16 protein-coding genes are annotated in these 19,678 nt (G+C 71.9%); 14 read left to right on the forward strand and 2 right to left on the reverse strand.

Features of this window, described 5'->3' with window-relative positions; translation table 11 throughout:
- Positions 1 to 11 precede the first annotated feature (11 nt).
- Positions 12 to 1,373 (forward strand): sulfatase family protein, encoded by a 1,362-nt coding sequence (locus ACCP09_RS14290; protein ID WP_433746736.1) that lies wholly within the window; start codon positions 12 to 14, stop codon positions 1,371 to 1,373.
- On the opposite strand, the gene ACCP09_RS14295 is transcribed toward ACCP09_RS14290, so the two are convergent.
- Positions 1,370 to 2,821, reverse strand: a complete 1,452-nt coding sequence (locus ACCP09_RS14295; protein ID WP_433746739.1) for a sulfatase-like hydrolase/transferase — start codon at positions 2,819 to 2,821, stop codon at positions 1,370 to 1,372. The genes ACCP09_RS14290 and ACCP09_RS14295 overlap by 4 nt on opposite strands.
- Positions 2,822 to 2,909: 88 nt before the next feature.
- Between ACCP09_RS14295 and ACCP09_RS14300 the strand changes: the two genes are divergently transcribed.
- The 12 genes from ACCP09_RS14300 (at position 2,910) to ACCP09_RS14355 (ending at position 17,781) form a co-directional block, all read left to right on the forward strand.
- A complete protein-coding gene (locus ACCP09_RS14300; protein ID WP_433746742.1) occupies positions 2,910 to 4,706 on the forward strand; it encodes a sulfatase in 1,797 nt (598 codons plus the stop codon).
- Between the two features lie 46 nt (positions 4,707 to 4,752).
- On the forward strand, positions 4,753 to 5,349 hold the full coding sequence (locus tag ACCP09_RS14305; RefSeq protein WP_378364987.1) for a TetR/AcrR family transcriptional regulator: 597 nt from the start codon (positions 4,753 to 4,755) through the stop codon (positions 5,347 to 5,349).
- Between the two features lie 132 nt (positions 5,350 to 5,481).
- A complete protein-coding gene (locus tag ACCP09_RS14310) occupies positions 5,482 to 7,035 on the forward strand; it encodes an ABC transporter substrate-binding protein (RefSeq protein ID WP_433746746.1) in 1,554 nt (517 codons plus the stop codon).
- On the forward strand, positions 7,032 to 7,979 hold the full coding sequence (locus ACCP09_RS14315; RefSeq protein WP_433746749.1) for an ABC transporter permease: 948 nt from the start codon (positions 7,032 to 7,034) through the stop codon (positions 7,977 to 7,979). The genes ACCP09_RS14310 and ACCP09_RS14315 overlap by 4 nt, the downstream gene beginning before the upstream one ends.
- A 2-nt stretch (positions 7,980 to 7,981) precedes the next feature.
- Positions 7,982 to 8,887, forward strand: coding sequence for an ABC transporter permease (locus ACCP09_RS14320; RefSeq protein ID WP_433746752.1), 906 nt, complete (start codon positions 7,982 to 7,984; stop codon positions 8,885 to 8,887).
- Positions 8,884 to 10,926, forward strand: coding sequence for an ABC transporter ATP-binding protein (locus ACCP09_RS14325; protein WP_433746755.1), 2,043 nt, complete (start codon positions 8,884 to 8,886; stop codon positions 10,924 to 10,926). The genes ACCP09_RS14320 and ACCP09_RS14325 overlap by 4 nt, the downstream gene beginning before the upstream one ends.
- Positions 10,923 to 11,849: a formylglycine-generating enzyme family protein gene (locus ACCP09_RS14330; RefSeq protein WP_378364982.1), complete on the forward strand. Its 927-nt coding sequence runs from the start codon at positions 10,923 to 10,925 to the stop codon at positions 11,847 to 11,849. Before ACCP09_RS14325 ends, ACCP09_RS14330 begins: the two co-directional genes overlap by 4 nt.
- A 23-nt stretch (positions 11,850 to 11,872) precedes the next feature.
- Positions 11,873 to 13,435, forward strand: coding sequence for a sulfatase family protein (locus ACCP09_RS14335; RefSeq protein WP_433746759.1), 1,563 nt, complete (start codon positions 11,873 to 11,875; stop codon positions 13,433 to 13,435).
- A gap of 14 nt (positions 13,436 to 13,449) precedes the next feature.
- A complete protein-coding gene (locus ACCP09_RS14340; protein ID WP_433746762.1) occupies positions 13,450 to 15,822 on the forward strand; it encodes a glycoside hydrolase family 3 C-terminal domain-containing protein in 2,373 nt (790 codons plus the stop codon).
- Positions 15,822 to 17,147, forward strand: coding sequence for a sulfatase family protein (locus ACCP09_RS14345; RefSeq protein WP_433746765.1), 1,326 nt, complete (start codon positions 15,822 to 15,824; stop codon positions 17,145 to 17,147). Before ACCP09_RS14340 ends, ACCP09_RS14345 begins: the two co-directional genes overlap by 1 nt.
- The gene (locus ACCP09_RS14350) at positions 17,144 to 17,500 is read left to right on the forward strand and encodes a YidH family protein (RefSeq protein WP_433746768.1); all 357 of its coding nucleotides are present in this window, start codon (positions 17,144 to 17,146) and stop codon (positions 17,498 to 17,500) included. Before ACCP09_RS14345 ends, ACCP09_RS14350 begins: the two co-directional genes overlap by 4 nt.
- Positions 17,497 to 17,781 carry a DUF202 domain-containing protein gene (locus ACCP09_RS14355; RefSeq protein WP_433746771.1) on the forward strand — a complete coding sequence of 95 codons (285 nt, stop codon included), beginning with the start codon at positions 17,497 to 17,499 and terminating at the stop codon, positions 17,779 to 17,781. Before ACCP09_RS14350 ends, ACCP09_RS14355 begins: the two co-directional genes overlap by 4 nt.
- A 245-nt stretch (positions 17,782 to 18,026) precedes the next feature.
- Here ACCP09_RS14355 and ACCP09_RS14360 read toward each other — a convergent pair whose 3' ends face one another.
- On the reverse strand, positions 18,027 to 18,701 hold the full coding sequence (locus tag ACCP09_RS14360) for a TetR/AcrR family transcriptional regulator (protein ID WP_378364975.1): 675 nt from the start codon (positions 18,699 to 18,701) through the stop codon (positions 18,027 to 18,029).
- A gap of 129 nt (positions 18,702 to 18,830) precedes the next feature.
- Here ACCP09_RS14360 and ACCP09_RS14365 point away from each other — a divergent pair, with 129 nt between their 5' ends.
- Entirely contained in the window at positions 18,831 to 19,676 is an 846-nt protein-coding gene (locus ACCP09_RS14365) for a 3-hydroxybutyryl-CoA dehydrogenase (protein ID WP_433746774.1), read from the forward strand.
- The last annotated feature ends 2 nt before the right edge of the window (positions 19,677 to 19,678 follow it).

Below are 19,678 nucleotides of genomic sequence, written 5' to 3' on the forward strand. Positions count from 1 at the left end.
GAGGTGTCCGCATGCGCGATCGTCCCAACATCCTGTGGCTGTACTGCGACGAGCTGCGCGCGGACGCGCTCGGCTGCTATGCCGAAGCCGGGGGACTCTCGCCACGCACCCCCCACATCGATGCGCTGGCCGCGGACGCCGTGGTGTTCGACCGCTGCTACACCAACTCACCGGTGTGCGTGCCGAGCCGCACCTCGACGCTGACCGGGCTGCCGCCGGAGCGGACCGGTGTCTTCCACAACGAGGCCGCCGCCGGTGGCTGCCCGCTCCCCGCCGGGTTGGTCACCTTCCCCGAGTTGTTCGCCGACGCCGGGTACGCGACCGCCAGCTTCGGCAAGGAGCACCTCCCGCCCGAACTGAAGCCGTGGCAGGTGGACGACCACACCGGGGCCGGGATGCGCGATCCGCTCTCCGGGGCCGACGAAGGCTCACTGGTGCGGACGCCGGGCATGCGGTTCGTCGTCGGCGGACGGCATTCCGGGGAGGAGTTCGTCCCCGAGGAGGTGGCGCGGCGGGCGATCGCCTGGCTGCGCGCGGTGGACGGCCCGTTCCTGCTGCGCGCGTCGTTCCTGCAGCCGCACACGCCGGTGGTGGCGCCCGAACGCTGGGCCCGGCTGTTCCCGCCGGACGCCCAGCCCGGACACGCCCTCGACGGCGATCCGGACGGCAGCCGCTTCGACCGTCGTTTCGCCGAGCTCAACGGCGGGCGCGAGATGCCCGAAGCCGAGCTGCGGCAAGCCCAGGCCGACTACCTGGCGCTGGTCGCCTGGGTGGACGAGCAGATCGGGCTCATCCTCCGGGAACTGGAGAACCTCGGCCTGGCCGGGAACACGATCGTCGTGCTCACCTCCGACCACGGCGTGCACCTCGGCGAAGGCGGCGCCTTCGGCAAGCACACCTTCGCCCCGCAGAGCCACCGGGTTCCGCTGATCGTCCGGCGGCCGGGCCGGCCGCGCGCGCAGCGCCGCGACGATCTGGCGCAGTCGCTCGACCTGGCCCGGACGCTCCTCGGGGCGGCGGGCATCCCGGCCGCCGCCCCGATGGCGGGGCGTGATCTGTTCGGCGAGCCGGAGCCGGACCACGTCCTGGCGACCATCGGCTACGGTGACCCGGCGAGCCGCGCGTTCCCCAACCGCGACGAGGGCACCTGGGACGACGGGAGGGGCTGGCCACGGCGCAGCTGCATCCGGACCCGGCGCCACCGGCTGGACGCCACCGTCCGCATCGACGGACGAACCGCCGCACCCGGCGAGGAAGACGTGTTCCTGGCCGACTCGCTCGCCGACCCCCGCGAGCTCCGGAACCTCGCGGGAAGCACGGCGCACGAGGAAATCCGGGACGCCCTGCTGCGCGAACTGCGCGCCCGCACCTAGGGAGTGCACCTCGGTGCGGGCAGGTCGACCGCGGGCCGCCGGGGGTCGCGGCCGGCGGGGAGGACGTCGGCCGTGGTGGCCAGCCACGTGAGGACGGCCTCGCGCATCCGCTCCTCGACGGCCGCGAATTCCGCTCGTCCGGCGAGGTTGCGCGTCTCGGCCGGGTCGGTCCGGCGGTCGTACAGCTCGGGTGGTTCGTAGAGCCGCCAGACGTAGGTCCAGTCGCGATCGCGGGCCGCGAACGCCTTACCGACGAGCCGGGGGTCTTCGTGCTGGAGTTCACCCTTGAGGTCGTAGGGGAACGCACCGCGCTCGAGCCGGGGCTCCTCTTCGGCCAGGAAGCCGCCCTCGCTGAACGCGTACGTCCGGTGGTCACCGTCCGGGTCGTCGAACAGGTGCCGCAGACTTCGTCCATAGTGGACGTGGTCGGACTCGATGCCCGCGAGGTCGAGCAACGTGGGGAAGACGTCGACGAGTTCGACGAGCGCGTCGGTCGTCCCGGCGGGCACCGGGCCGCCGCTGAGGATGAGCGGGTCGCGGGTGATGCACGCGTGCATCGCCGACGGCCACTTCTCGATCACGCCGAAGTCGCCGAGGTATTCGCCGTGGTCGGCGAAGAAGGCGACGACGGTGTCCGGGCCGAGTGCGGCGACGATCCGGCCGACGTGGGCGTCCAACCGGGACACCATGCCGTGGTAGACGGCGGCGACTTCTTGCCACACGGGAAGCGTGACGCGATCGAGACCGTACTTCTCGCGGATGGCGGCGAGGTAGGCGGGACCGGTCCCCGGGGGAACGGGCGCGGGCTGGGCGTTGCGGTCGTGCAGGGAAAACCACGGCTCGGCGGCCTCGAACGGGCAGTGCGGTGCGATCAAGGGCACGAAGAGCACCCACGGCTGCTCCGGCGGATCGGCGAGCCACGATTCAGCGGTGCGGACGGCGGCCTCGTCGAAGTCGAGGGCGTCGTCCAGGACTTCGCCGCCGTAGAAAAGCCGGTCCCACAAGGAATCTTCGATGCCGGGAAGAGCGGGACGGCGGCGCCGCCGCTCGGCGGGCGCACCGCCCCAGCGCGCCCCGGCCGGGACCTCGGTGAACCCGTGCTCGTGCACGCTGAGCTCGGTCGCTCCGGGGGCGAACGTGTCGCCGCGGTCGCCCGCCCACACGACGTGGTAGCCGTGGTCGCGGAAGGTCCGCAGGAAGTTCGGCTCGTCCGGCCGCAGCAGTCCGTCCAGGGTGCGGTGCCCGGCGGTGTGCGGGTACCAGCCGGTGAGGAACGACGCCCGGCTCGGCGAACACACCGGGTGCTGGACGAAGGCGTTGGTGAACGTCATCCCCGCGGCGGCGAGCGCGTCCAGGTTCGGGGTGCGGGCGTGCTCGGCGCCGAACGCGCCGAGCGCGTCGGCGCGCAGCTGGTCGGCGACGATCACGACGAAGTCGGGTAGGGCCACGATGCCTCCGGGGTTGCCACGATGCCGGGGTCCGGGGTTGGATGTGGTCACGCTACCTACCGAGTACTCGGTAAGTAAAGGAGGTCCCGTGAAGGCGATCGTCGTGATGTTCGACAGCCTCAACCGCCGCCACCTGCCCGCCTACGGCGGCCGGGACGTGCGCGCCCCCAACTTCGCGCGGCTCGCCGAGCGGACCACAGTGTTCGACAACTGCTATGCGGGCAGCATGCCGTGCATGCCGGCGCGCCGGGAAATGCACACCGGCCGCTACAACTTCCTCCACCGCGGCTGGGGGCCGCTGGAGCCGTTCGACGACTCGGCGCCGCAGCTGCTCACCGACGCCGGCGTGCACACCCACCTGGCCACCGACCACGCGCACTACTGGGAGGACGGCGGCGCCACCTACCACAACCGGTTCCGCACCTACGAGTTCTTCCGCGGTCAGGAAGGCGACTTCTGGCACGGGCAGGTCGCCGACCCCGAGCCGGCCGCGGACCTCAAACGCCTCCGGCGGCCCGCCTACCGCCAGGACCGGGTGAACCGGCAGCACCTCGCCGACGAGGCCGACCACCCGCAGACACGGACCTTCGACGCGGGCCTGCGCTTCCTGGACGTCAACCACGCCGAGGACGGCTGGTTCCTGCAGATCGAGACGTTCGACCCGCACGAGCCGTTCTTCAGCTACCCGCGCTACCATGACCTCTACCCCGAGGACTACGACGGCCCGGAACTCGACTGGCCCGACTACGCCCAGGTGCTCGAAACCCCGGAGCAGGTCGCCCACGTGCGCAACCGGTACGCCGCGCTGCTGTCGATGTGCGACCACTCGCTGGGCCGGGTGCTCGACCGCATGGACGAGTTCGACCTCTGGCGGGACACCCTGCTGATGGTCGTGACCGACCACGGGTACCTGCTGGGGGAGCACGGCTGGTGGGGCAAGAACGTGCCGCCGTGGTACGACGAAACGATCCACACGCCCCTGTTCGTCTGGGATCCCCGGGCCGCGGCCGCGGGCGAGCGCCGGTCTTCGCTGGTGCAGACGATCGACTTCGGGCCGACGCTGCTCGAGTGGTTCGGCGTGCCCCGGCCGCCGGACATGCAGGGCCGGCCGCTGCGGGACGTCGTCGCCGCCGACGAACCGGTCCGGGAAGCGGCGTTGTTCGGCGGGTTCGGCGGGCACGTGAGCGTGACCGACGGCCGGTACGTCTACATGCGAGCCCCCGCGACCGAAGCGAACGCGCCGCTGGCGGAGTACACGCTCATGCCGACGCACATGATGGCCCGCTTCACGCCCGAGGAGCTGCGCGACGCCGAACTCGTGCCCCCGTTCGCGTTCACCAAGGGCGTCCCGGTCCTGCGGACGCGGGGCCAGGCGATGTCCAACCCGTACGCGTTCGGCACGCTCCTGTACGACCTCCACGAGGATCCGGGCCAGGAACGGCCGCTGGTCGACGACGAAGTGGAGCTGCGGATGATCGGGCTGCTGACCCGGCTCATGCGCGACACCGACGCGCCACCCGAACAGTACGCGCGGCTCGGCCTGCCGGAGCACGGCGATCCCGGCCGCGAGCACCTGCAGGTGCGGCGCCACTGGGCTCAGGTCGAAGCGGCCCGGGAACCGATCCGCCGCGAGGACTACCCGCGGGGACCGCTGAGCGCGCACACCCCGCTGCGCGAACTGCTCGCCCATCCGGGGGCCCGTGCGGTGCTCCAGGAGCGGGTGCCAGGACTGCTCACCGGTCCACTCGCCGCCGTGGCCGGGGGACTGAGCCTGGTCGAAATCGCCGCGATGGCCGTCGGTCTGCTGCCCCGGGCGAAGCTCCAGGCCATCAGCGACGACCTGATCAGCGACGACCAGAAGTTACTCGGCAGTACATCTTCCTAACTTACCGAGTACTCGGTAAGTTAGCCGTATCGATGGAAGGAGCCGCATGACACGAGCAGAGTCCGGCCGGGTCCGCTTCCCGGCCGCCGAGCGGCGGGAGCAGATCCTCGCCGTCGCCGCGGACGCGTTCGCCGTCGCCGGCTTCCACGGCACCAGCATCGCCGAGGTGGCGGCGAAGGTCGGGGTTTCGCAACCCGGGCTGCTGCACCACTTCCCGAGCAAGGACGCGCTCATCCTCGCCTTGCTGCAGCAGCGTGACCTCCAGGACGAGCAGGCGCTGGCGGCCGAGTTCGCCGGTGTCGACGCCTCCACGCGCGAGTGGCTGGTGGCCCACTGCCGCCGCAACGAGACGCAACCCGGTCTCGTGCGGCTGTTCACCGTTCAATCGGCCGAAAGCCTCGACCCAGCACACCCGGCCCACGAGTTCTTCCGCGAACGCAACCGCCGCGTCCGCGCCCACATCGTCCGGCTGATCGAACGCGACCAGGAGACGGGCAGGCTGCCCGCCTCGCTCGACCCGGCGGACACGGCCGCCGAACTGGTCTCGCTGATGAACGGCCTGCAGTTGCAATGGCTTCGCGACCCGTCGGTCGACATGTGCGGCATCTTCGAGACGAGCATGCGCCGCCTCGAAAAGCACTGATCACGCTCCCGCGAAGCGCTGCCGCCCCGGCGGCAGCCCGGCTTTCCCGACCCCGCACCGGCCGCTGACGGTCCGGTCGCCGCGTGTGCGAAACACGCGCCGGCGAATCCTGACTCAACGAGGAGTCCTTCCATGCGCTCAGGCGTATCCAGAATCCGTGGTGCCCTCCTGCTGACCTTGTCGGCCGTCCTGGTGGCCGGCTGCCAGTCCGCTGTGGACCTGCAGCAGCAGGCGGCGTCCGGTTCGTCGACGGCCGCCTGCCGCCCCGGCGGCACCCTCGTCGTGGCGAACGCCCAACCCCCGATCCCCGGCCGCATCCTCGCCCAGGGCGCGGCGAACCTGTTCTGGGTCCGCGGTGTCTTCGAAACGCTGCTCGCGGTGAAGAACGGCGACGTCAAGAACCCGGAACCGCTGCTGGCCTCCTCGTGGAAGCTGGGAGCCGACGACCGCAGCGCCGTGCTGACGCTGCGCCAGGGCGTCACCTTCCACAGTGGACGTCCCTTCACCGCGGCGGACGTGCTGTACACGTTCGAGCAGGCCCTCACCCCGGCCAGCCCCTCGGTCGACAAGCAGATCATCGGTGGCTGGCAGATCGAGGCGACCGGTGACCACGAGGTGACGATCCGCTCGGAGACGGCCTTGTCGCCCGTGCTCGCGAGCGTCCTCGACGACACCCCGATCGTCGATTCGGAGACCTACGCGGGCCTCGCCGACGGCAGCAAGATCATCGGGACCGGCCCGTTCAAGGTCGAGGAGTACCAGCCGGGCTCCCAGATCGTGCTGGTGCGCAACGACAAGTACTGGCAGCAGGGCCTGCCGCACCTGGACCGGATCGAGAACGTCGTCATCCCGGACTCGACCGCGCAGCTGGCCGCACTGCGCTCCTCGCGGGCCCAGCTCGCCGGGGGCCTGACCACGCAGGACGCGCAGACCGTGACCCGCCAAGGCGACCAGTTCCAGCTTCAGGACACCCTGCAGGCGGCGTACTCGCTCGTCCTCGACACGACCAGCGGCGTCTTCGCGGACAAGACCGTCCGGCAGGCCGTGGGCTACGCGATCGACCGGGACCGGATCAAGCAGCAGGTCTTCGGCGGGCTGGGCACCACCGCGGGCCTCATCTGGCCGCCGGGCGACACCTACCCGAAGGACCTCGAGAACACCTACCGGTACGACCCGGCCAAGGCCCGCCAGCTGATCCAGCAGGCCGGGGCGACCGGCGCCGCGGTGCCGATCACCATCATCAACAACCCGCAGCTGCAGGCCGAATACCAGATCATCGCGAACAACCTGACCGACGTCGGCCTCAAACCGAACCTCGTCGCGCTGGCGGCGCCGGACTACCAGGCGCGGCTGGCGGCGCAGAAGGGCGGGAACTACCTGTCCTTCCGCGGGGTCGCCGACACCCCGTCGCTGATCGCGCAGACCAACCCGGACGTGCGGCTGCAGGGCGCCCACCGGCAGTTCGGCAGCCCCGAGTACACCGCACTGGTGCAGGGTCTCGTCGAGGCCGGCAGCGGCCCGGACGCGGCCAAGGCCGTGCACGACCTGACCGCCTACATGCTCGACCAGGCTGTCCAGCACGTGGTCGTCACGACGCCGGGCATCATGGTCCGCTCCACGGCGGTCGGCGGTACCACCTTCACCTCCGGCGGGCTGCTGTCCCGGGAAACGTGCCTGGTCCGATGAGCCGCTTCCTCCTCCGCCGCCTCCCGTCGATCATGCTGGTGCTGCTGGCCACGAGCGTGATCGCCTTCCTGCTGCCGCGCCTGGCACCGGGCGACCCCGCCGCGGTGATCGCCGGCCCGGACGCGTCCGCGCAGACGATCACCGCGATCCGCGCTCAGCTCGGCCTCGACCAGCCGTGGGTGACGCAGTACCTACACTGGCTCGGCGGCCTGTTCACCGGCGACCTCGGGCAGTCCTTCCAGTACGGCAGGCCGGTCGCCGAGCTGATCGGCGACCGGCTCGAAAGCACGGTCGAGCTGGCCGTGCTGGCCGGAGTGTTCCTCGTCGTGTTCGGCATCGGCCTCGGCGTGCTCGCCGGCTCGGCCCGCAGCCGGTGGGCGCGCACCCTCATCGGCGGCGCAAACACCGGTCTGCTGGCCGCCCCGCCGTTCCTGGTCGGCCTGCTGCTGATCCTCGTCTTCGGAGTGGCCGTGCGGCTGTTGCCGATCAGCGGCGAGACGTCGGTGCTGGACAATCCCTCCATCGGGTTGCAGTACCTGCTGCTGCCCGCGCTGGCGCTCGCGCTGCCCATGTCGGCCGGCGTGGCGCGGCTGGTCCAGACGTCGATGGTCGGCGTGCGGCAGGAGGACTTTGTCGACCTGGCGGTCGCGAAGGGCGTGCCGTCGCGGCGGATCAGCGTCCGGCACGTCCTGCGCAACAGCCTCGGCCCGGCCGTGGTGGCGATCGGCATCCGGTTCGGCGACCTGCTCGCCGGCGCCGTGGTCATCGAGGCGATCTTCGCCCGCAACGGGCTGGGCCAGCTGGCCGTGTCCGGCGCGCAGAACGCCGACTACGCGGTCGTCCAGGTGCTCATCGTCGGCACGGTGTTCATCGCGGTCCTGGCCCAGCTGCTCACCGAAATCGCCCTCGCGGCGCTCGATCCCCGCATCCGATTGGGGCAGTGACCATGGACATTCCGAAAAGGACACTCACCGGGCCCGTCGCGGCGGCCGCCGTCGCCGCGCCGAAGACCGCGCGCAAACCCGAGCGGGGCGGCACGTTCGTCCGGTACGCGAAGGCGTTCCGCACTCCGAAGGGGATCGCGGCCGCGGTGCTGCTCGCGCTGCTCGTCGCCGTCGCGGTGCTCGCCCCGGTCCTCGCGCCCGGCGGCTACGACCAGCAGGCCCGCGACGCCCTCACCGGCCCGTCCGCGGCCCACCTGCTCGGCACCGACGAGTTCGGCCGGGACATCCTGGTCCGGACGATCTACGGGCTGCGCACGGACCTGAGCCTGATCCTCACCGCGGTGCCGGTGAGCATGGTGCTCGGCACCCTGCTCGGCCTCTCCGGCTACCTGTCGAAACCGCTCGGCTCGGCAACGCAGCGGCTGCTCGACATCATCCTCGGTTTCCCCGGTCTGATCCTCGGCATCATGATCGTGCTGATGATCGGGGCAGGCTGGACGTCGCTGTTCGTCGCCATCGTGATCGCCGGGCTGCCCGGCTTCGGCAGGCTCGCCCGGGCGGGCCTGCTCGCCCAGCAGCAGCGGGAATACGTGCTCGCCGCCCGGGTGCTCGGCGTGTCCCGGCCGAAGGTGCTGGTACGCCACATCCTGCCCAACGTGACCGACCCGATCCTCGTGCAGGCCACGGTGTTCATGGTGGTGGCCATCTTCATCGAGGCCGGGCTGAGCATCGTCGGGCTCGGGATCAACCCGCCGAACCCGTCGCTCGGCGCGATGCTCAACGTCGGCGCGCGGTACGTCAGCACGCTGCCGACCTACGTGCTCGGGCCGGGGCTCGTGCTCCTGCTGCTCGCGCTCGCCTTCACCCTCCTGTCCGACGCGCTCAACGAGGCGGCGACCCGGCGATGACCACTGAGACCCTGCTGGACGTGCGCGGCCTGCGCACCCACTTCGACACCCCGGCCGGGGTCGTGCACGCCGTCAACGACGTGACGTTCTCGGTCCGGCCCGGCCAGGTCGTCGGCATCGTCGGCGAGTCCGGCTCCGGCAAGTCCGTCACGGCTCGCTCGATCCTGCGGATGGTCCGCCCGCCCGGGCGGATCGCCGGCGGCGAAGTCCGGTACCGGGGCACGGATCTGCTCGCCCTGCCGGAGAAGCGGATGCGCGAGCTGCGCGGCCGCGAGATCGCGATGGTGTTCCAGGACCCGCAGTCGGCGCTGAACCCGGCGATGACCGTCGGCGACCAGATCGCCGAAGCACTGATCGTGCACGGCACCGCCAAGCGGCCCGCGCGGGAACGCGCCCGCGAGCTGCTGAACCAGGTCGGCATCCCGGACGCCGACCGGCGGATCGACGACTACCCGCACCAGTTCTCCGGCGGCATGCGCCAGCGCGTCGTGATCGCGGTGGCACTGGCGAGCTCGCCGTCCCTGCTGATCGCGGACGAGCCGACCACGGCGCTCGACGTCACCGTCCAGGCGCAGATCCTGCGGCTGCTGGGCAAGCTGCGCGACGAACTGGGCATCGCCGTCCTGATGATCACCCACGACATGGGCGTGGTCGCCGAGATGTGCGACGAGGTCGTCGTCATGTACGGCGGCCGGGTGATGGAACGCGGCCCGGTCGCGGCCATCTTCGAGCGGCCCGAGCTGCCCTACACCGCGGACCTGCTCGCGGCGATGCCCCGGATCGACGAGGTGTCCACCGGGCGGCGGCTGCCGTCGATCCCGGGCGCCCCGCCCGACCCCGCGCGCCTGCCGAGCGGCTGCGCCTTCCACCCGCGCTGCCGCCTGAAGGAAGACGTCTGCACCCGCGAGGTGCCCGCGCTCGTGTCGCGGGGGGACGGGCACCTGGCCGCCTGCCACGTCACGCAGACAGGTGCGGCGATCCCGCCGATGCGCCCGACCGCCGCGGCCGCCGCCCGCCGCGAGCGGATTCCGGTGCCGCTGCTGGACATCACCGACCTGAAGGTGGACGTCAACGCCGAGCGCACCAGCCTGTTCCGCCGGCACCGCCCGGTGTACGCGGTCGACGGCGTCGAGCTGACCGTGTCCAGCGGCGAGACGGTCGGGCTGGTCGGCGAGTCCGGGTGCGGGAAGTCGACGCTGGCGCGGACGATCGTCGGCATCAACACCGCCGCGGCCGGCACCATCCGGGTCGGAGAACACACCCTCGGCCCGAAGGAACCCGCGGGTTCGCCGCACCTGCGCGACACCGTCCAGTACGTGTTCCAGGACCCCTACGCGTCGCTGAACCCCCGTCGCACGATCCGCCAGTCGCTCGACGAGGCCCTCGCCGTCCGCGGCATGCCGGCGGCCGAGCGGGCGGCGGAAGTGGTGCGGCTGGTCGAGCGGGTCGGGCTCGACGAACGGCACCTCGACCGGTACCCGCACGCGTTCTCCGGCGGGCAGCGCCAGCGCGTCGGGATTGCCCGCGCCCTGGCGGCCCGGCCGAAGCTGCTGGTCCTCGACGAACCGGTGTCCGCGCTGGACGTCTCGATCCAGGCCCAGATCATCAACCTGCTGGAATCGCTGCGCGACGAGTTCGACCTCGGCTACCTGTTCATCGCCCACGACCTGTCGGTGGTGCGGCACCTGTCGGACCGGGTCGCGGTCATGTACCTCGGCCGGTTCGTCGAAATCGGGGAGGCCGAAGCCGTCTACTCGTCGCCGCAGCACCCGTACACCGCCGCATTGCTGGCGTCGTCGCCAGTGCCGGACACGGGCGGTCGGACCCGCGAGCGGATCGTCCTCGGCGGTGACCTGCCCAGCCCGAAGGACCCGCCGAGCGGCTGCCGGTTCCGCACCCGCTGCCCGATCGGCCCGCTGCACCGTCCGGACCGGACGGTCTGCGCCGAGAAGGACCCCGAGCTCACCCCGACCGAAGGCGGGCAGCTGGCCGCCTGCCACTTCGCCGGGGAACTCGCCCGCACCGGAGCGGTCGCATGAGCTGCTGCACCCCGGGCCGGCCGCCTGGCTCGCACGAGACCCCGGTGGCGCCGCTGCCGACGCGGCCGGGGTCGACCGACGGGATGGTGGCCTTGCCGGGCGGGGAGTTCCGCATGGGCACTGACGACGCCGAAGGCTTCCCTGCCGACGGCGAGGGCCCGGTCCGGACCGTCGAGCTGTCCCCGTTCCTGATCGACCGGTGCGCGGTGTCGAACGACGACTTCGCCGCCTTCGTCGCGGACACGGGATACGTCACGGAGGCCGAGCGCCTTGGCTGGTCCTACGTGTTCGTCCGGTTCCTGGACCGGGAGCTGCGCCGGATCTCACCCCGCCCGGACGTCACGCCGTGGTGGGCCGCGGTGACCGGCGCCGACTGGCGGCGTCCCGAAGGCCCCGGCAGCGACCTGAGCGGTCGCGGCGACCACCCGGTGGTCCACGTGTCGTGGCACGACGCCGGCGCGTACGCCGCGTGGGCGGGCAAGCGGTTGCCGACCGAGGCGGAGTGGGAGTACGCCGCGCGCGGCGGGCACGACCAGCGCCGCTACCCCTGGGGCGACGAACTGACCCCGGGCGGCCGCCACCTGGCCAACATCTGGCAGGGCCGCTTCCCGGTCACCGACACGGCCGAAGACGGCTACGCCGGCACCGCGCCGGTGGACGCGTTCCCGCCCAACGACTTCGGCCTGCACAACATGGCCGGAAACGTCTGGGAGTGGTGCGCCGACCGCTGGGGCACCGACCACCCGCCCCGGGCGCGAGACCCGATCGGGCCGTCGACGGGGACCGACCGCGTGACGCGCGGTGGTTCCTACCTCTGCCACGTCTCCTACTGCAACCGCTACCGCGTCGCCGCCCGCTCGCACAACACCCCCGACAGCTCCGGTGGCAACACCGGGTTCCGCTGCGCCCGCGATCCCGGCTGACCGCCGCCACGAGAAGGGTTCCCATGCGCGTCATCTACGTCGACGTCGACACGCTCCGCGCCGACCACACGCAGCCGTACGGCTACCACCGGCCCACCACCCCGAACCTGCAGGCACTGGCCGACAAGGGAGTGGTGTTCGACCGCTACTACTGCTCCGACTCGCCATGCCTGCCCTCCCGCACCGCCATGACCAGCGGGCAGTTCGGCATCACCAACGGCGTCATCGGCCACTTCGGCGAAGCCGCCCGGTTCCGGCTCGACTCCGGCCACGCCCCGCACCCGGACCGGCCGCTGCTCGGCCAGCGCCTCGGACAGCACGGCCACTACACCGCCGCCGTCTCGATGTTCGCCGAACGGCACCGCGCCTACCACTTCCTCGGCAACTTCCGCGAGTCGATCCGGGCCACCGACGAGATCAACGACGAGGACGGCCGGGAGATCAACCGCGTGGGGTTGGACTGGATCCGCCGGCACGCGCACGAGGACGACTGGTACCTGCACCTGACCTACTGGGAGCCGCACACCCCGTACCTCACCGGAAAGGAGTGGACCGAGCGGGCCGCCGCGTCCGGTCCGGCTCCGGCGTGGCCGGATCAGGAGGCGATCGACGGGCACGCCGAGGTCTACGGGCCCCGCAGCGCGCTGGACCTGCACTATTCGGTGGGCCCGCGGAAGTCGCCGTATCCGGACACCATGCCCGAGGCGATCCGCACCCGCGCCGACTTCGAGCACCTGATCAACGGGTTCGACGGCACGATCATGTACTGGGACAGCCTGTTCGGCGAGCTGCTGGCCACTTTGGACGAACTCGGCATCGCCGAGGAGACGGCGATCATCGTCAGCGCCGACCACGGCGAATCCTTCGGTGAGAACGGTTCCTACGCCGAGCACGGGCTGGCCAACGAGCCGGTCCACCGATTGCCCCTGGTCGTCTACTGGCCCGGCGTCACCGATCAGCTGCCCGACGACGCGCGCCACTGCGACGCGTTGCTCTACAACATCGACTTCGCACCCACGATCTGCGACCTGCTCGGCGTTCCGATTCCCCGTGGCTGGCAGGGAACCTCGTTCGCCGACGCCGTCCGCGGCGCCGAGATCCCGTCGCGGCCGTATCTCGTGCTGGGCCACGGCGCCCACACCTACCAGCGGTCGGTCCGCACCCGCGACCACCTCTACATCCGCACCTACCACCCCGGGGCGTTCCGCGCGGAGTGGGAGCAGCTGTTCGACGTCACCGCCGATCCGCACCTCACCACCGACCTGCTCGACAAGGAGCCGGAGCTGGCCGCGCGGATGCGGACGTACCTGGCGGAGTGGCTGCACACCTACGCGGGGCGTCCGGGCGCGCTGCCCGACCCGATGCAGACGACGCTGCAGGTCGGGCCGGTCTACTACAACGACCCTGTGCGGTATCAGCAACATCTGCGCGACACCGGGCGTGGCCACCTTGCCGACGACCTCGCCGAACGGCTCTCGACCGCGACCGGAGCGACTCCGGTGTCCTGGCACGCTTCGGACGTTGCGTGGACGCCCGAGCGGCACGCGGCCTGGGACAAGATGATCGCGGCCGCCGACCCCGCCTGACCGAGAGGTTTCCGATGACTTCCACTGTGGACAGTGCGCTGGACCTGCCGGCCAAGGTCGCGCTGCTGACCGGCGCGAGCATGTTCACCCTGCGCCCGGAGCCCGCGATCGGCCTGCCCGAGCTGCGCCTGTCGGACGGGCCCACCGGGGTCCGCGGCCTGACGTTCTCCGGCGGCCCGGCGGTCACGTTGTTCCCCAACGCGACGCTCCTGGCGTCGGCGTGGAACACCGACACTGCTTACGAAGTCGGGCGTCTGCTGGCCGAAGAGGCCTCGGCACAGGGCATCCACGTCGTGCTCGGGCCGACGATCAACCTGCACCGCAGCCCGCTCGGCGGCCGCCTGTTCGAGGCGTACTCGGAGGACCCGCTGCTGTCCGGGGCGCTCGCCGCCGCGTACGTCCGGGGCCTGCAGGACCACGGGGTCGGTGCGTGCCTGAAGCACCTGGTGGCCAACGAGTCCGAGACCGAGCGGCACACCGTCGACAGCGTCGTCGACGAAGCGACCTTGCGCGAGGTGTACCTGCTGCCGTTCGAGATCGCGGTCGCCGACGCGGACGCGTGGTCGATCATGGCGGCCTACAACCGGGTCAACGGCACTCCCGCCACGGAACAGCGGCACGTGCTCACCGAGATCGTGAAGGGGGAGTGGGGCTACCGCGGGCTGGTCGTGTCCGACTGGTGGGCCACCACGAGCACGGCCCCGTCGGCCAACGCAGGACTGGACCTGGTGATGCCCGGTCCGGTCGGGCCGTGGGGAGACCGGCTCGTCGACGCCGTGAAGGCCGGTGAAGTCGACGAGGCCGTGATTGACGATCACCTCGGCCGCCTGCTGCTGCTCGCCGAACGCGTCAGCACTGCGCGGCCTGCCCGGGAAGTTCCCGCGCCGGACAGCCCGACCCGGCGGGCGCAGCTGACCCGGCTGGCGGCCGAAGGCATGACTGTGCTGACGAACGACGGCGTCCTGCCGCTGCGACGCGAAACGACGGTCGCGCTGGTCGGCCGGCACGCCGTCGACACCGTCGACATGGGCGGCGGCTCGGCGCAGGTGAACCCGCCGTACCAGGTGAGCGTCGCCGAGGGGCTGACCGAGCTGCTCGGCGACGCGGTCACCGTCGTCGACGGCGTGGAGGTCCGGGAGCGTCCGGTCCCGGCCGGGCCGGAGTTCGCCGTCCACCCGTCGACCGGCGAGCCCGGCATGCGTGTGACGCTGCACGCGGCCGACGGCTCGCTGCTCGGAGAACGCGATCTCGCGGCGACGAGCACGATGATCGGGATCGACGACGACCTGCCCGAGGCGCCGCGCGCCGTCCGGTTGTCCGCGCGACTGCCGCGAGGTGGGCGAATGCTGGTCGGCGGCATCGGCGTCGGTACGTGGGAAGTGCGCGCCGGCGGCCGGACCGGCCGGTTCGAGCTGGGGCTCACCAGTGGCGACGTCGGCGAAGCGGTCTTGCGGCCACCGGGTGACACCCTGCTCGTCGATGTCGAGCCGGGCGCGCTGCTCGAAGCCGACGTCACCCTCGAGCCCGGCGGCCGGGGCCGATATGGGCTGGTCGCGCGCCCGGCTCCGGAGGACGTGACCGAGGCGGTCGGCCGGGCGGTGGCCGCCGCGCGCGCCGCCGACGTGGCCGTGGTCGTCGTCGGGCTGACCGAGGAGCAGGAAACCGAGGCGGTGGACAAGACGACGTTGCGGCTGCCCGGCGCGCAGGACGACCTCGTGCGTGCGGTCGCGGCCGCCGCCCGCCGGACCGTGGTCGTCGTCAACGCCGCCACCCCGGTGCTGATGCCGTGGCTGGAGGAGGTGGACGCCGTGCTCTGGGCCGGTCTGCCGGGACAGGAGGGTGGTCACGCCGTCGCGGCCGCGTTGCTCGGCGACCTCGAACCCGCCGGGCGCCTGGTGACGACTTTCCCCGCGGCGGACGGCGCGTCTCCCGCGTGGTCGGTGACGCCGGTGGACGGCCGGCTCGAGTACGCCGAAGGCCCGTTCATCGGCTACCGCGGCCACGAGGCAGGCCGAGCGCCCGCACCGGCGTTCTGGTTCGGCCACGGCCTCGGCTACTCGACCTGGGACTACTCGGACGCCGCCGTGCTGGACGACAACGGCCACCAGGTCGCGGTCACCGTCACCAACACGGGCGGCCGCACCAGCCGCGAGGTCGTCCAGGTGTACTTCCGCCCGGCGGACGAACGGCAACCCGTGCGGCTCGTCGGGTGGGGCGCTGCGACCCTCGAACCCGGGCAGAGCGCGCGGGTCGAAGTGACCGGGGATCCGCGGCTGCGGCGCCGCTGGGAGAGCGGGAACTGGGTGGAGCTGCCACCGGACGGGGAGTTGCTGCTTGCCCGCGGCCTCGGGGACGTCCGCGCCACCCTGCGGATCGGGAGTGCGTGATGCCGCCGAACATCCTGCTGATCACCGCCGACGACATGGGCGGCGACACCCCGGGCTGCTTCGGCGGCCCGGCGGGCGTCACGCCCACCCTCGATCGGCTCGCCTCCGAAGGCATGACGTTCGGGCGGGCGCACGTCGCTGTCGCGGTGTGCCAGCCCAGCCGGTCGGCGATCATGACCGGCCGGTGGCCGCACCGCAACGGCGCGCAGGGCTTCGAACCGATCGCCGACGGCGTCCCGGTGCTGACCGAGGTGCTGCGCGAAGCCGGCTACTTCTGCGGGATCCTCGGCAAGGTCGACCACCTGCAACCGGTCGAGCGGTTCGGCTGGGACTTCACGCGGGGCATGCGCGAGCTGGGCATGGGCCGCAGCCCCGCGGCCTACGGCGAGGCTTCGGCGGCCTTCGTCGCCGAGGCGGCCGGGCAGGGCAGGCCGTGGTTCCTGATGGCGAACGCGCACGATCCACACCGGCCCTACTCCGGCAGCCAGGCCGAGCAGGAGCGGTTTCCGGCCGAAGCCCGCGCGACCTACCCGGCGCCGTCGCGGGTGTTCGGGCCCGAGGACGACGTCGGGGTGCCCGGTTTCCTGCCGGACCTGCCCGCCGTGCGGCAGGAGTACGGCGAGTACCTCAGCTCGTCCCGGCGCTGCGACGACGTCGTCGCAGCGGTGCTCGGAGCCGTGGACGCCGCGGACACGCTCGTCGTCTTCCTTTCCGACAACGGGATCGCGGTCCCGTTCGCCAAGGCCAACTGCTACCTGCAGAGCAGCCGGACGCCGTTGATCGTGCGCTGGCCCGGCGCCACCCGGCCCGGCACGAGCGAGGACACGGTGTTCGTGTCGGCGCTGGACCTCTTCCCGACCTTCTGCGCGGCCGCCGGCGTGCCCGTACCGTCCGGAGTGGATGGACAGAGCCTGCTTCCGCTGCTGCGCGGGGAACCGCAGGACGGGCGCGACGCGGTGCACACGGTGTTCCACGAGACGGCCGCGAAAGGCCGGTTCGAGATGCGCTGCCGCCAGGACGCCCGGTTCGGCTACATCTGGAACGCCTGGTCCGACGGCGTTCGCGAGTACCGCGCCGAGAACATGCTGGGCCTGACCTGGCCGGCGATGGTCGAAGCGGGTGGTGACCGGGTCGGCTTCTACCTGCACCGCGCCCCGGAGGAGCTCTACGACCTGCGGGCCGACCCGCATTCGCTGGCCAACCTCGCCGCGGACCCCGCGTACGGGGAGGACCTGGCCGCGGCGCGGCGGGAGCTGCTCGCCTGGCTGGACACCACCGGCGATCCGCTGCTCGGTACCTACCGGGCGTTCCTGGCCGAGTCGTGACGCCGCGCTGGTACGAGGAGGGGGAGGAGCCGGACTATCGGTTCACCCTCGCCAATGAGCGGACGTTCTTGGCGTGGCTGCGCACGGCGTTGGCGTTGATCGCCGGTGCGGTCGCGTTCGCGCAGTTGGTGCCGTCGTTCTCGGTGGCCGGGGTGCGTACTGGGCTGGCGGTTTTGCTGGCGGTGGCGGGCACGGTGCTGGCGGCTTTCGCCTATCGGCGGTGGGCGCGTGTGCAGCGGGCGATGCGGCAGGAGCGGCCCCTGCCGATGGATTGGCTGCCGGCCGCGACGGGCACGATCGCGGCACTCACCGGTTTGGTCGTGGTGGTCGTCGTGCTGACCCACCGGCCGTGAGCGAACGGGACCCGGGGCTGCAGCCGGAGCGGACGGCACTGGCGTGGCGGCGCACAGCGCTGTCCGCCGCGGTGGCCGCTGTCGTGCTGTTACGAGCCGGGCTGATCGAAAGGTCCGCGCCCGGTCTGCTCGCCGGGTTCGGCTCGCTGGTCTTGGCGGTGCTCGCGGGGTGGGCCGGGCTGTTCCCGCGCCGTGCGGTGGGGCCCCGGACCCTGCTCATCGCCGCAGCGATCACCAGCGTGACCGGCATGCTCGCCGGCGGCCATCTCCTGTGGAGCTGACAGGTCGAAGGGCGGCGCCGGTCTGCAGTGGACGGACACGCAGCTGGAACGTGCTGGGACCGCCGGAAACCGTGGCGGAGAAGCTGGGCGTGCCGATGGCGCAGGCGGCGCTCAACGAGGCGACGAGGCAGTCCGGCACTTCGCTGGTGGCGCTCGACGTCGAGATCCTCGCGCCGTGGCGCCGCACCGGCCTGCGGGGCGCCAGCCGCCGGTGGGCCGCCGGGTGCCGGCCGCTGCACCACGCGTCAGTCGTCCTGGCGGGGTTCGCCGAGCAGGCGGCGCAGCCCGGGCAGGACGGCCCCGAGGTCCTTGCTGGTCTGGAAAACGACGACGGAGTGGTCACCGGGCGCCGCGGGGGTGGTGGCGAACAGGTCGAGAACTCCGTTCATCGCGGTGTCGAACTCCGCTTCGGGACGGTCGGTGAGCCCGCGGAGCCACCGGCGCAGGACGTGGTTGTGCGCGGTGACCACCGCCGCGGCCATGAGCTCGGCGCGCAGGGCGGTGTCCTCACCGCCACCGAGCCACTCGTGGATGAACACGCGGAAGAGTCGCTGGTACTGCTGGGTGCCGGCGATCTCGCGGTCGCGCAGCGCGGGGACGGTGCGGGTGAGCCGGTAGCGGGCCAGGGCCTGATCGCCTTCGGCCAGGTAGTGGCGCAACACGAGCCGGGCGGCTTCGGTCACGGCCACCAGCGCCGTCTGCTGGGTCGACCCGCGCAGCCGGGCGTCGATGGCGGCGAGCAGGACGTCGTGGTCGGGGAAGATCACCTCGTCCTTGGAGCGGAACGCGCGGAAGAACGTGGTGCGGCCGACACCGGCGCGCTCGGTGATGTCGTCGACCGTCGTCGCGTCGTAGCCCCGTTCTTCGAACAACGCGAACGCGGCCTCGATCAGCCGGTCCTTCGCCGGTTTCGGTGCCATCGGTCTCCTTCTCCGCCTCAGGACAGCCTAGGGGTGTGGCGCCCCTCATACCGCCGCTCCACGCCTTCAGCTACTGGCCGGTACTCAGTACCGTTTCCACGGTATCGAGTTCCAGCGAAGGGTGTCGACGTGGAGCGAGTCGGAGTCGTCGGGTGCGGGCAGATGGGCGCGGGCATCGCCGAGGTGTGCGCCCGTGCCGGGGTCGACGTGGTCGCCGTCGAATCGAGCGCGACCGCCGCCGGGGCCGGCCGGCGGCGGCTGGAGAAGTCCCTCGCGCGGGCCGAACAGAAGGGCAAGATCGGCTCCGCGGCCGCGGTCCTGGAGCGCATCCGGGTCACCGAGAACCTCGACGACCTGGCCGACCGCACCCTGGTGATCGAGGCGATCGTCGAGAACGAACAGGTGAAGGCCGAGTTGTTCGGCAACCTGGACAAGATCGTCTCCGCGCCGGACGCGATCCTGGCGTCCAACACCTCGTCCATTCCGATCATGAAGCTGGGCACCGCGACCAGCCGGCCGGCGCAGGTGCTGGGGATCCACTTCTTCAACCCGGTGCCGGTGCTGCCGCTGGTGGAACTCGTGCCGAGCCTGCTCACGGCTGAGGAGATCGTGCAGCGGGCCCGCGGCTTCACCCAGGACGTGCTGGGCAAGCACGCGATCCGCTGCCAGGACCGGTCCGGGTTCGTGGTCAACGCGCTGTTGGTCCCGTTCATCCTCGCCGCGATCCGCATGTTCGAATCCGGCTTCGCCACCCGCGAGGACATCGACGAAGGCCTGGTCCGCGGCGCGGCGCACCCGCAGGGGCCGCTGGCGCTGGCCGACCTGATCGGGCTGGACACCACCAAGGCGGTCGCGGAGTCGCTGTACGAGGAGTTCAAGGAGCCGCTGTACGCGCCGCCGCCGCTGCTGGCCCGGATGGTCGACGCCGGCCTGCTCGGCCGCAAGAGCGGCCGCGGCTTCTACACCTACTCCTGAGG

It is taken from the genome of Amycolatopsis sp. 3B14 (assembly GCF_050958625.1).
Classification (GTDB): Bacteria; Actinomycetota; Actinomycetes; order Mycobacteriales; family Pseudonocardiaceae; genus Amycolatopsis_E; species Amycolatopsis_E thermoflava.

What these genes read in the sequence shown, in the direction of transcription:
- ACCP09_RS14330 (WP_378364982.1), top strand. Translation starts at nt 10,923, where the DNA reads ATGAGCTGCTGCACCCCGGGCCGGCCGCCTGGCTCGCACGAGACCCCG.
- ACCP09_RS14360 (WP_378364975.1), bottom strand. Translation starts at nt 18,701, where the DNA reads ATGGCACCGAAACCGGCGAAGGACCGGCTGATCGAGGCCGCGTTCGCG.
- ACCP09_RS14335 (WP_433746759.1), top strand. Translation starts at nt 11,873, where the DNA reads ATGCGCGTCATCTACGTCGACGTCGACACGCTCCGCGCCGACCACACG.
- ACCP09_RS14310 (WP_433746746.1), top strand. Translation starts at nt 5,482, where the DNA reads ATGCGCTCAGGCGTATCCAGAATCCGTGGTGCCCTCCTGCTGACCTTG.
- ACCP09_RS14320 (WP_433746752.1), top strand. Translation starts at nt 7,982, where the DNA reads ATGGACATTCCGAAAAGGACACTCACCGGGCCCGTCGCGGCGGCCGCC.
- ACCP09_RS14290 (WP_433746736.1), top strand. Translation starts at nt 12, where the DNA reads ATGCGCGATCGTCCCAACATCCTGTGGCTGTACTGCGACGAGCTGCGC.
- ACCP09_RS14315 (WP_433746749.1), top strand. Translation starts at nt 7,032, where the DNA reads ATGAGCCGCTTCCTCCTCCGCCGCCTCCCGTCGATCATGCTGGTGCTG.
- ACCP09_RS14305 (WP_378364987.1), top strand. Translation starts at nt 4,753, where the DNA reads ATGACACGAGCAGAGTCCGGCCGGGTCCGCTTCCCGGCCGCCGAGCGG.
- ACCP09_RS14325 (WP_433746755.1), top strand. Translation starts at nt 8,884, where the DNA reads ATGACCACTGAGACCCTGCTGGACGTGCGCGGCCTGCGCACCCACTTC.
- ACCP09_RS14340 (WP_433746762.1), top strand. Translation starts at nt 13,450, where the DNA reads ATGACTTCCACTGTGGACAGTGCGCTGGACCTGCCGGCCAAGGTCGCG.
- ACCP09_RS14345 (WP_433746765.1), top strand. Translation starts at nt 15,822, where the DNA reads ATGCCGCCGAACATCCTGCTGATCACCGCCGACGACATGGGCGGCGAC.